The sequence below is a fragment of the Pseudomonas sp. DL genome, from assembly GCF_047199225.1.
GTDB classification, from domain to species: domain Bacteria; phylum Pseudomonadota; class Gammaproteobacteria; order Pseudomonadales; family Pseudomonadaceae; genus Pseudomonas; species Pseudomonas aeruginosa.
The window spans coordinates 5,934,750-5,946,203 of the sequence record NZ_CP178323.1 but is presented as its reverse complement, the minus strand read 5'-3'; the positions used below and the strand labels follow the sequence as shown (position 1 = coordinate 5,946,203).

At 66.8% G+C, this 11,454-nt stretch carries 12 protein-coding genes; 11 read left to right on the top strand and 1 reads right to left on the bottom strand.

Annotation, left to right across the window (positions count from 1 at the left end; genetic code table 11):
* The first annotated feature begins 31 nt into the window (after positions 1–31).
* The 6 genes from estA to ACI766_RS27670 all read left to right on the top strand — a co-directional run bounded on the left by estA (position 32) and on the right by ACI766_RS27670 (position 5,312).
* On the top strand, positions 32–1,972 hold the full coding sequence (gene estA / locus ACI766_RS27695; protein WP_087823879.1) for an esterase EstA: 1,941 nt from the start codon (positions 32–34) through the stop codon (positions 1,970–1,972).
* A 156-nt stretch (positions 1,973–2,128) separates the two neighbouring features.
* Complete coding sequence (gene gloA, locus ACI766_RS27690) at positions 2,129–2,659, top strand: lactoylglutathione lyase (RefSeq protein ID WP_003101793.1); 531 nt, start codon at positions 2,129–2,131, stop codon at positions 2,657–2,659.
* Between the two features lie 139 nt (positions 2,660–2,798).
* Positions 2,799–3,809: a class 1 fructose-bisphosphatase gene (locus ACI766_RS27685; RefSeq protein ID WP_003095990.1), complete on the top strand. Its 1,011-nt coding sequence runs from the start codon at positions 2,799–2,801 to the stop codon at positions 3,807–3,809.
* A 4-nt stretch (positions 3,810–3,813) separates the two neighbouring features.
* Positions 3,814–4,416 (top strand): DUF924 family protein, encoded by a 603-nt coding sequence (locus ACI766_RS27680; RefSeq protein WP_087823878.1) that lies wholly within the window; start codon positions 3,814–3,816, stop codon positions 4,414–4,416.
* A 72-nt stretch (positions 4,417–4,488) separates the two neighbouring features.
* On the top strand, positions 4,489–4,746 hold the full coding sequence (gene bamE, locus ACI766_RS27675; RefSeq protein WP_003095983.1) for an outer membrane protein assembly factor BamE: 258 nt from the start codon (positions 4,489–4,491) through the stop codon (positions 4,744–4,746).
* Entirely contained in the window at positions 4,743–5,312 is a 570-nt protein-coding gene (locus ACI766_RS27670) for a lipocalin family protein (protein WP_003095980.1), read from the top strand. The genes bamE and ACI766_RS27670 overlap by 4 nt, the downstream gene beginning before the upstream one ends.
* A gap of 142 nt (positions 5,313–5,454) precedes the next feature.
* Here ACI766_RS27670 and ACI766_RS27665 read toward each other — a convergent pair whose 3' ends face one another.
* Positions 5,455–6,816 (bottom strand): formimidoylglutamate deiminase, encoded by a 1,362-nt coding sequence (locus tag ACI766_RS27665; protein ID WP_023086722.1) that lies wholly within the window; start codon positions 6,814–6,816, stop codon positions 5,455–5,457.
* Between the two features lie 100 nt (positions 6,817–6,916).
* Here ACI766_RS27665 and hutC point away from each other — a divergent pair, with 100 nt between their 5' ends.
* The 5 genes from hutC (at position 6,917) to ACI766_RS27640 (ending at position 11,190) form a co-directional block, all read left to right on the top strand.
* Entirely contained in the window at positions 6,917–7,669 is a 753-nt protein-coding gene (gene hutC, locus ACI766_RS27660) for a histidine utilization repressor (protein ID WP_003095970.1), read from the top strand.
* The gene (locus ACI766_RS27655; protein WP_003118004.1) at positions 7,666–8,256 is read left to right on the top strand and encodes a HutD family protein; all 591 of its coding nucleotides are present in this window, start codon (positions 7,666–7,668) and stop codon (positions 8,254–8,256) included. The genes hutC and ACI766_RS27655 overlap by 4 nt, the downstream gene beginning before the upstream one ends.
* A gap of 141 nt (positions 8,257–8,397) precedes the next feature.
* Positions 8,398–9,420 (top strand): ABC transporter substrate-binding protein, encoded by a 1,023-nt coding sequence (locus ACI766_RS27650; protein ID WP_003101766.1) that lies wholly within the window; start codon positions 8,398–8,400, stop codon positions 9,418–9,420.
* 15 nt (positions 9,421–9,435) lie between these two features.
* Positions 9,436–10,374 carry a fatty acid desaturase gene (locus ACI766_RS27645; RefSeq protein WP_010793681.1) on the top strand — a complete coding sequence of 313 codons (939 nt, stop codon included), beginning with the start codon at positions 9,436–9,438 and terminating at the stop codon, positions 10,372–10,374.
* A gap of 18 nt (positions 10,375–10,392) precedes the next feature.
* A complete protein-coding gene (locus tag ACI766_RS27640) occupies positions 10,393–11,190 on the top strand; it encodes a phosphate/phosphite/phosphonate ABC transporter substrate-binding protein (protein ID WP_023086721.1) in 798 nt (265 codons plus the stop codon).
* The last annotated feature ends 264 nt before the right edge of the window (positions 11,191–11,454 follow it).

Below are 11,454 nucleotides of genomic sequence, written 5' to 3'. Positions count from 1 at the left end.
CGACAATAAAAACAAGTCACGGAGTAAGAGAATGATCAGAATGGCGCTCAAGCCACTGGTAGCGGCCTGCCTGCTGGCTTCGCTGTCCACCGCCCCGCAGGCTGCTCCTTCGCCCTATTCGACGCTGGTGGTGTTCGGCGACAGCCTCAGCGATGCCGGGCAGTTCCCCGATCCTGCCGGCCCCGCCGGAAGCACCTCGCGTTTCACCAACCGGGTCGGCCCGACCTACCAGAACGGCAGCGGCGAGATCTTCGGACCGACCGCGCCCATGCTGCTCGGCAATCAGCTCGGCATCGCCCCGGGCGACCTGGCTGCCTCGACCTCGCCGGTCAACGCCCAGCAGGGCATCGCCGACGGCAACAACTGGGCGGTGGGAGGCTACCGGACCGACCAGATCTACGACTCGATCACCGCGGCCAACGGCTCGCTGATCGAGCGCGACAATACCCTCCTGCGCAGCCGCGATGGCTACCTGGTGGACCGTGCCCGCCAGGGCCTGGGTGCCGATCCGAACGCGTTGTACTACATCACCGGCGGCGGCAACGACTTCCTCCAGGGGCGCATCCTCAACGACGTCCAGGCACAACAGGCCGCCGGTCGCCTGGTGGATAGCGTGCAGGCCCTGCAGCAGGCCGGCGCGCGCTACATCGTGGTCTGGCTGTTGCCCGACCTGGGCCTGACCCCGGCTACCTTCGGTGGTCCCTTGCAGCCTTTCGCCAGCCAACTCAGCGGCACGTTCAACGCCGAGCTGACCGCCCAGTTGAGCCAGGCCGGCGCCAACGTCATTCCGTTGAACATCCCGCTGCTGCTCAAGGAAGGCATGGCCAACCCGGCTTCCTTTGGCCTGGCCGCCGACCAGAACCTGATCGGCACCTGTTTCAGCGGCAACGGCTGCACCATGAACCCGACCTACGGGATCAACGGCAGCACGCCCGACCCGAGCAAACTGCTGTTCAATGACAGCGTGCACCCGACCATCACCGGCCAGCGCCTGATCGCCGACTACACCTATTCGCTGCTGTCGGCGCCCTGGGAGTTGACCCTGCTGCCGGAAATGGCCCACGGCACCCTGCGTGCCTACCAGGACGAACTGCGCAGCCAGTGGCAGGCGGACTGGGAGAACTGGCAGAACGTCGGCCAGTGGCGCGGCTTCGTCGGCGGCGGTGGCCAGCGCCTGGACTTCGACTCCCAGGACGGCGCCGCCAGCGGCGACGGCAATGGCTACAACCTGACCCTTGGCGGCAGCTACCGCATCGACGAGGCCTGGCGCGCCGGGGTCGCCGCCGGTTTCTACCGGCAGAAGCTGGAAGCCGGCGCCAAGGATTCCGACTACCGGATGAACAGCTACATGGCCAGCGCCTTCGTGCAGTACCAGGAAAACCGCTGGTGGGCCGACGCGGCGTTGACCGGCGGCTACCTCGACTACGACGACCTGAAGCGCAAGTTCGCCCTGGGCGGCGGCGAGCGCAGCGAGAAAGGCGACACCAACGGCCACCTGTGGGCGTTCAGCGCGCGCCTGGGCTACGACATCGCCCAGCAGGCCGACAGTCCCTGGCACCTGTCGCCGTTCGTCAGCGCCGACTATGCACGGGTCGAGGTCGACGGCTATTCCGAGAAGGGCGCCAGCGCCAGCGCGCTCGACTACGACGACCAGAAGCGCAGCTCGAAGCGCCTGGGCGCCGGCCTGCAAGGCAAGTACGCGTTCGGCAGCGATACCCAGCTGTTCGCCGAGTACGCCCACGAACGCGAGTACGAGGACGACACCCAGGACCTGACCATGTCCCTCAACAGCCTGCCGGGCAATCGCTTCACCCTCGAAGGCTACACCCCGCAGGACCACCTCAACCGCGTCTCCCTCGGCTTCAGCCAGAAGCTGGCACCGGAGCTGTCGCTGCGCGGCGGCTACAACTGGCGCAAGGGCGAGGACGATACCCAGCAGAGCGTCAGCCTGGCGCTGAGCCTGGACTTCTGAGGTAGCGGCGACCGGCGCCCGGGCGGCGCCGGTCGCGTTTCTCGCCGACGGAACGAACGGCGCGCGCCGGCATCAAGAGAGTAGTACCCCGCTGTTACTCGCCGCCCGGTCGACCGCCATACACTGCCGATCCGTTTCGTTCGAGGGAATCGCCCGATGAGTTTCAACACCGAAGTACAGCCCGGCATCTGCATGGAGCCGGACGCCATCACCCAGGAATACGTGTTCAACCACACCATGTTGCGGGTCAAGGATCCGAAGCGCTCGCTCGACTTCTACTCGCGGGTGCTCGGCATGCGCCTGCTGCGTCGCCTGGATTTCGAGGAAGGCCGCTTCTCCCTGTATTTCCTCGCCATGACCCGTGGCGAAGAAGTGCCTGATGCGGTCGACGAGCGCCAGCGATATACCTTCGGGCGCCAGTCGGTCCTCGAGCTGACCCACAACTGGGGCAGCGAGAGCGACGACAGCCAGTACCACAACGGCAACCAGGACCCGCGCGGGTTCGGCCATATCTGTTTCTCGGTGCCCGACCTGGTGGCGGCTTGCGAGCGTTTCGAAACGCTCGGGGTGAACTTCGTCAAGCCGTTGGACCGAGGCATGAAGAACGTGGCCTTCATCAGCGATCCCGACGGCTACTGGGTGGAAATCGTCCAGGCCAGCCTGAACGGCGAGATGGGGCGCGGCTGACGACCGTCGATCGGTTGCGCGCCGCGGAAATGAACCGCGCCGCCGCCGCCGATCTCCAACCGGCGGTTGCGCGGAGTCAAGCGTGACCGCCAATTCCGCGTTAAACTGCGCGGGTTTTTTCCTCTCTCCGGAGCCATCCATGTCCCGCGTTACCCTGAGCCGCTATCTGATCGAGCAGACCCGCAGCCACAACACCCCGGCCGACCTGCGCTTCCTCATCGAGGTCGTGGCGCGTGCCTGCAAGGAAATCAGCCATGCGGTGTCCAAGGGCGCGCTGGGCGGCGTGCTCGGCAGCATGGGCACCGAGAACGTGCAGGGCGAGGTGCAGAAGAAGCTGGACGTGATGTCCAACGAGATCCTGCTGGAAGCCAACGAATGGGCCGGCAACCTGGCCGGCATGGCCTCCGAGGAGATGGACCACCCCTACCAGATTCCGGGGCGCTATCCGAAAGGCGCCTACCTGTTGGTCTTCGACCCGCTGGACGGCTCCAGCAACATCGACGTCAACGTCTCGGTCGGCACCATCTTCTCGGTGCTGCGCTGCCCCAACGAGTACCTGAACCAGAACGATACCCTGCGCGAGGAAGCCTTCCTCCAGCCGGGCACCACCCAGGTCGCCGCCGGCTACGCCATCTACGGCCCGCAGACCATGCTGATGCTGACCCTCGGCAATGGCGTCAAGGGCTTCACCCTGGATCGCGAGCTGGGCAGCTTCGTCCTCACCCACGACAACATCAGCGTGCCGGAAAGCACCGCCGAGTTCGCCATCAACATGTCCAACCAGCGCCACTGGGAAGCGCCGGTGAAACGCTACGTGGAAGAACTGCTGGCCGGCAAGGAAGGCCCGCTGGGCAAGAACTACAACATGCGCTGGATCGCCTCGATGGTCGCCGACGTCCACCGCATCCTGACCCGTGGCGGCGTCTTCATGTACCCGCGCGACGCCCGCGAGCCGGAGAAGCCCGGCAAGCTGCGCCTGATGTACGAAGCCAACCCGATGTCGTTCATCATCGAGCAGGCCGGCGGCGCCGCCACCAACGGCACCCAGCGCATCCTCGACATCAAGCCGGAGAACCTGCACCAGCGTGTCGCGGTGTTCCTCGGCTCGAAGCAGGAAGTCGAGCGCATCACCGGCTACCACGCGGAGTAGGCCGATGAGCGCGCCCTGGGAGACCTTGCTCGACTGGTGGTTCGGCACCTCCAGCGATGCCGCCGAGGTGGTTGCCCAGCGCAACGGCCTGTGGTTCGGCAAGAACGTCTGCCAGGACGCCGATGCCGGCGGCCGTTTCGGCGACCTGGTGAACCAGGCGCTGGACGGCGGCTTGCAGGAGTGGACGGCCGAGGCCGATGGCTGGCTGGCGCTGATCCTGTTGCTCGACCAGTTGCCGCGGATGATCTACCGCGACACGCCGCGCGCCTACGCCGGCGACGCCCGGGCGCAACGGGTGGTGCGCGAGGGCCTGGAAAAAGGCTTCGACCGCCAGTTGCCGCCGGTGCGCCGGGTGTTCGCCTACCTGGTCCTGGAGCACGCCGAGGACCTGCCCAGCCAGGAGCGGGCGGTAGCCTGCTTCCGCGACCTGCGCGATCAGGTCGGTGGCAGCGTGCGCAAGTCCTTCGACGATTTCTACGACTATGCCGAGCGGCATCATGCGGTAGTCGCCCGCTTCGGTCGCTTTCCCCATCGCAACGCCATTCTCGGCCGCCCCTCCAGCGAGGAGGAGACGGCGTTCCTCAGGGAACCCGGTTCGCGTTTCTGACTCCAAGGCTCCGGATTTCCCCTGCGTGTGCCAAGCTGTAGGGCAGCGCTTCCCCCGAACAAGGAGTTCCTCATGGCGTCGTTCCGTACCCTGGCCGTGGTCGCTTTCTGCGTCGTCCTGGCCGCCTGCAGCAAGATCAACCAGGAAAACTATTCCAAGCTCAAGGCCGGCATGAGCAAGGCCGAGGTCGAGGCGATCCTCGGCAAGCCCACCGAGTGCTCCGGCGCGCTGGGCATGTCCAGTTGCACCTGGGGCGACGAGAAGGCTTTCATCAGCGTGCAGTACGCGGCCGACAAGGCGCTGCTCTTCTCCGGCCAGGGGCTCAAGTGATCGGTCTGCCGATCCGGGTGCTCTGCACCCTGTGGCTGGGCTTGCTGCTGGTCGGTTGCGCGGGCTCGCCGAAGAATCCGCCGGCCACCGAGCAGGTCGACCTCCAGCGCTACCAGGGCACCTGGTACGAACTGGCGCGCTTGCCGATGTTCTTCCAGCGCAACTGCGCGCAATCGGAGGCGCATTACCGCTTGCAGGAAGACCAGAGCATCCAGGTGATCAATCGCTGCCTGACCCTGGATGGCGACTGGGAGCAGGTGGAGGGGCGGGCGGTCGCCCAGCAGCCGGGTCGCACCGACAAGTTGTGGGTGCGCTTCGACAACTGGTTCGCCAATCTCTTCCCCAACGTGGCGCGCGGCGACTATTGGGTGCTGGCGGTGGACGACGACTACCGTACCGCGCTGGTGGGCAATCCGAACCGTGAATACCTGTGGCTGCTGTCGCGTACTCCGCAGGTTTCGCAGCAGACCCGCGAACGTCTGCTGGAAGAAGCGCGCAGCCGCGGTTACGCGGTGGACGAGCTGATCTGGCGGGTACCCGACGGCCAGTTGAAGCGGAGCCAGTGAAGGAACGCCCCGCCGGGGCGTTTTTTCTTTCCAGCGCCGTTCACGCCTGGCGGCTGGCGTGGGAAGTATCGGCGTTTAGCGCCCGACGGCTCGAACGAGTGGGGCGGATAAGTGCAACGCGGTTGTCCGCCGCTGTGCAGGGTCAGTCGAGCAGTTCCCCCAGCACCTGGACGAATGCCCGTGCGCTGCGTTCTTCCCCTGCATGCCGGCCGTCGCGCACCACCCATCTGCCGGCCACCATCACGTCGCGCACCTGGCGGTCGCCGCCGGCGAACAGCCAGCGGTTGAGCAGGGCGTCGCCCTCGGCGCTGGCCAGGTAGGGGTCGCTGCCGTCGAGCACCAGCAGGTCGGCGCGACGGCCCACGGCGAGACTACCGATCGGCTGCCCAAGGGCCTGGGCGCCGCCAGCCAGAGCAGCGTCGTAGAGCGTGCGGCCGATCATCGGCTGGTCGTCGCGGTACAGCCGGTTGCGTTTCCGGTCACGCAGGCGCTGGCCGTATTCCAGCCAGCGGAGTTCCTCGACCACGCTGAGCGAGACGTGGCTGTCCGAGCCGATGCCCAGGCGCCCGCCCTGGGCGAGGAAGTCCGTCGCCGGGAAGATGCCGTCGCCGAGGTTGGCCTCGGTGCTCAGGCACAGGCCGGCCACCGCGCCGCTACGCGCCATCGCCGCCACCTCGGCGGGGTCGGCGTGGGTCGCATGGACCAGGCACCAGCGCTGGTCGACCGCGACGTTCTCGTACAGCCATTGCAACGGCCGGCGTCCGCTCCAGGCCTGGCAGTCGTCGACTTCCTTCTGCTGTTCGGCGATATGGATGTGGACCGGCAGGTCGTCGTGGCCGGCGGCGAGGACCGTGGCGATCTGCTGCGGAGTCACCGCGCGCAGGGAGTGGAAGCACAGGCCCAGGGAGTGGCCTGCCGCCTCCAGCGGCGCGCGCAGGCGCTGGAGCAGTTCCAGGTAGGCCTCGCTGCCATTGATGAAGCGCCGCTGGCCCTCGCTGGCCGGCTGGCCGCCGAAGCCTGCGTGACTGTAAAGCACGGGCAGCAGGGTCAGGCCGATACCTGCGGCGCTGGCGGCGCGGGAGATGCGCAGGGAAAGTTCGGCGGGGTCGGCGTAGGAGCGGCCGTCGAGGTCGTGATGGACGTAGTGGAATTCCGCCACCGCGGTGTAGCCGGCCTTGAGCATCTCGATGTAGAGCTGGCGGGCGATGACCTCGATCTGTTCCGGCGACAGTCGAGCGACCATCCGGTACATCAGCTCGCGCCAGGTCCAGAAACTGTCGTTGGGATTGCCGGCGACTTCGGCGAGCCCGGCCATGGCGCGCTGGAACGCGTGCGAATGGAGGTTGGGCATCCCCGGCAGCACGGCGCCGCCGAGGCGTTCGGCGCCGTCGGCGTTGGCGTCGGGACGAATCCCGGCGAGGACTCCGTCCGCGGAAATCTCGAAACGGACATTTCGCGCCCAGCCTTCCGGCAGCAACGCACGTTCAGCGAAAATTGCGGACATAATCAGCTCACACGCAGTCTGTTTTATTTGTATATACATATACAGACGATTAAGCGGTGCGTAAACTCACTTCATCGACGCCTCGACAAGGAGTCTCTCCGTGACGTCCTCTTCCTCCGATCGTTCCCCGCTGGCCTCGCAACTCGGCGAGGTACCGGCGCCGCTCTACGCGCGGGTCAAGCAGATGATCGTCAGCCAGATCCAGTCGGGCGCCTGGCCGCCGCACCACCGGGTGCCGTCCGAGAGCGAACTGGTCAGCCAGCTCGGCTTCAGTCGCATGACCATCAATCGCGCCCTGCGCGAACTGACCAGCGACGGCCTGCTGGTGCGCATGCAGGGGGTAGGAACCTTCGTCGCCGAGCCCAAGGGCCAGTCGGCGCTGTTCGAGGTGCACAACATCGCCGACGAGATCGCGGCCCGCGGGCATCGCCATCGTTGCCAGGTGATCACCCTCGGCGAGGAGGTCGCCGGCCCCGAGCGCGCCCTGGCACTGGACGTGCGCGAAGGCCAGCGGGTGTTCCACTCGCTGATCGTGCACTACGAGAACGATATCCCGGTGCAGATCGAGGACCGCTACGTGAACGCCGCGGTGGCACCGGACTACCTCAAGCAGGATTTCACCCGGCAAACGCCCTATGCCTACCTGACCCAGGTGGCGCCGCTCACCGAGGGCGAGCATGTGGTCGAGGCGATCCTCGCCGAGCCGGCCGAGTGCAAGCTGTTGCAGATCGAACGCGGCGAGCCGTGCCTGCTGATCCGCCGCCGCACCTGGTCCGGGCGTGTCGCGGTGACCGCCGCGCGGCTGCTGCACCCGGGTTCCCGCCACCGTCTGGAAGGACGTTTCAGCTCATGAGCGAACTCCGCATCCTGCGCGCCGTCGACTACCCGAGAATGCCGTGGAAGAACGGCGCCGGCTCCACCGAGGAGATCGCCCGCGACGGCGGCGACGGCCTGGACGGCTTCGGCTGGCGCCTGTCGATCGCCGATGTCGGCGAGTCCGGCGGCTTCTCCCGCTTCGCCGGTTACCAGCGGATCATCAGCGTGCTGGAGGGCGGCGGCATGCGCCTGCGGGTGGATGGCGCGGAATCCGCGCCGCTACGCGCCCGGCAGGCCTTCGCCTTTTCCGGCGACAGCGAGGTGCACTGCACCCTGCTCGATGGAGCTATCCGCGACTTCAACCTGATCTATGCGCCCCGGCGCCATCGCGCGCGCCTGCAATGGCTGCGGGTCGAGGGCGAGCTGGACTGGCACGGCACGGCGAGCACGCTGCTGCTGTTCGCCCAGCAGGACGGGGTAGCGATTTCCTTGCAAGGGCAACCTCGCGGGCAACTGGCTGCCCACGACTGCCTGTGCGCCGAGGGGCTGCAGGGCTTGCAGCATTGGCGCCTGACGGCCCACGAGCCGGCGTGGGTCTGTGCGGTGGAACTCGATTCGCTGTGATTCGCCGGCGCCGCCAGGAAAAAGCGTCTACACCGAAAGGGTAGGCGCTTTTGTCTATCCAAAGAATCAAACGTTATTAATCCAATATTTTTAATGCCTATATAGTTCCGCATGCCGTCCGACTCCAACCGGGAGACCCGCATGCCCCCGCTTCGCCAGATCCTCGCCGTCCTCGCCCTGGGCGCCAGCCTCGCCAGCCAGACCGCCGTCGCGGCGGAATGCCCGTACCCGGGCAAAGTGGTGTTCGCCGGGCTGAACTGGGAAAGCGGCATGTTCACCACCGACCTGTTGCGCTACGTACTGGAAAAAGGCTACGGCTGCGAGACCGACGCGCTGCCGGGCAATACCGTGACCATGGAAAACGCCCTGCGCCAGAACGATATCCAGGTCACCGGGGAGCAATGGGCCGGGCGTAGCCCGGTGTGGCGCGCGGCGGAGGAGGCGGGCGAGGTGTTCTCCGTCGGCGAGACGGTGAAGGGCGCCACCGAGGGCTGGTGGGTGCCGGAGTACCTGGTCAAGGGCGACCCGCAACGAGGCATCGAGGCGAAGGCGCCGGAGTTGAGGTCGGTCGCCGACCTGCCGCGCTACAAGGCGCTATTCCGCGATCCCGAGGAGCCCGCCAAGGGGCGTTTCTACAACTGCCCGACCGGCTGGACCTGCGAGATCGTCAACAGCCAGAAGCTCAAGGCCTACAGGTTGCAGGACAGCTACACGAACTTCCGCACCGGCACCGGCCCGGCGCTGGATGCGGCGATCAGTGCGGCCTTCCGGCGCGGCGAGCCGGTGCTTTTCTACTATTGGTCGCCGACTCCGTTGATGGGCCGTTTCAAGCTGGTGCAACTGGAAGAGCCGCCGTTCAGCGAGAAGGCCTGGGCCACCCTGTCCGATCCGAAGAACCCCGACCCCATCGGTTCCCGCTCGTTGCCGGCGAAGATCACCATTGGCGTTTCCCGCGATTTCCATGACAAGGCGCCGGCGTTGGTCGAGCTGTTCCGCAAGGTCGAGATCCCCTTGCCGCTGTTCAACGAGCTGCTCGCCGACATGGCGCAGAATCATCGCGAGGTCGGCGAGGTGCGTGCGCAGTTTCTTCGCCAGCATCGCGAAATCTGGAGCCACTGGGTGCCGGCCGAAGTCGCCGCGCGCCTCGATACCTCCCTGAAGTAAGCCTCGCCAGCCTTCATGGCGCACTACCTGAGCGGGCGTCAGCGCACCCTGGTGCGGCGGCTCCAGGATACCTTCCAGGCGCGCAGCGAATGGCCGACCTGGCTGCTGATCGCCTGCCTGTACGGCGGTTGGGCACTGCTCGCCAGCCAGTATGAGCGCTGGGGTTGGCCGGTGCTGGCGGGACTGGTGCCGTTCGCCTCCCTCTACATGTCGTTGCAGCATGAGCTGATCCATGGCCACCCGACCCGCTGGCCGAGGTTCAACGCCATGCTCGGCTACCTGCCACTGGCCGTCTGGTATCCCTATCCGCTGTACCGTGACAGCCACTTGCGGCACCACCTCGACGAGCAACTGACCTACCCGGGGCTGGACCCCGAGAGTCGCTACGTCAGTCTGTCCGAATGGCCGCGCCTGGGCTCCTGGCGGCGGCGCTGGCTCTGCCTGGACAAGACCCTGCTCGGTCGCGCCACCCTCGGCCCGCTGCTGGCCCTGGCGGCGATGGCGCGCCTGGAGGGTTCGCGGTTGCGCCGGGGAGAGGGCGCCGCCTGGCGCCTGTGGGGCCTGCATGCCGTGCTGCTGGGCGGGTTGCTGGCCGGGCTTTGGCGCTGGGCGGGCATCCCGCCCTGGCTGTATGTGCCGGCGGTGGCCTATCCGGCCCTCGGCCTGAGCATGCTGCGCTCTTTCTACGAGCACCGTCCGGCCCGCGAGCCGGCGCAGCGCAGCGTGCTGGTCGAGGCGGGGTGGCCGTGGCGGCTGCTGTTCCTCAACAACAACTTGCATCTGGTCCACCACGATCTGCCGGGCCTGCCCTGGTACCTGCTGCCGCGCGTGTATAGCGCAAGCCGCCGTGCCTACCGGCGACGCAGTGGCGATTTCCACCTGCCCGGCTATGGTCGTCTATGGCGGCGCCACGGTTGGCGGCCAGTGGATGCGCCGGTGCATCCCGAGCATTGAAGGCAGGCGGACGAGAGCATGATCGATACCCCGGTGGTGGCGGCGCTGGACATGTATGTCGAGCCGGACTGCGTCAGGCAGGCCGGCGCAACCTTCATCGGCGAGGTCTGCCGGCGCCTGGGCGTGCGCCGTTACGCGTCGGCCGCCACCGATCTGGCGGTGCAGTGGCGACAGCCTAACCTGTTGTTCGCGCAGACCTGCGGCTATCCGCTGATGACCCAGTTGCGCGGCCAGGTGGCGGTGCTCGCGGTGCCCAGCTACGACTTGCCCGATTGTGCTCCCGGCGAGCATTGCAGCCTGTTCGTCGCCGCCGAAGGACAGGCGCGCCAGCGCCTCGGCGACTTCCGCAATACCCGCCTGGCGCTCAACGACCACGACTCCAACAGCGGCATGAACCTGCTGCGCCATGCGCTGGCGCCACTGGGGCGAGACTCGGCGTTCTTCGCCGAAGTGCGCATCAGCGGCGGCCACCTGCGCAGTCTGGCGATGGTGGCGGCGGGTGAGGTCGAGCTGACCTCGGTGGATGCAGTGACCTTCGGCTACCTGCAACGCCACGCACCGGAGCGCCTGGACGGCCTGCGCGTGCTCGGGCGCAGCGCGCCGAGCCCGGCCTTGCCGCTGATCACCTCGCTGCACTGGAGTGCGGCGCAACGCCGCGAGCTGTTCGAAGCGCTGAACCTGACGCTGATCGAGTGCCCGCACCTGGCCGCGACACTGGCGCTGAAAAGCTTCCTCCCGGCCGGCGAGGAGCATTACCGGATTCTCCTCGACTACGAGCGTCAGGCGCAGGGCTGGGGTTACCCGCAATTGCGCTGAACGGTGTTACCGAAGGCCCCAAACCGGTGCGCGCACGCTTCGATCACGTGCACCCAGGGCCGTTCCGGCAGGCTCCTTCTCCCGGGGGAGAGGCTACCTTCGCTAATTCTTAACTACAGAAAAATCAACGGGTTGAATGAAATTCACGGGAATGTGGAGATATCGCCGGAGGGCGTGGCGGCAGAATTGGCCCTTCCTTTGCTTATACTTGTATGTACAAGCATAGATGTGTTCGGTAGACCCAATCCGACCTCTGCTTCGTCC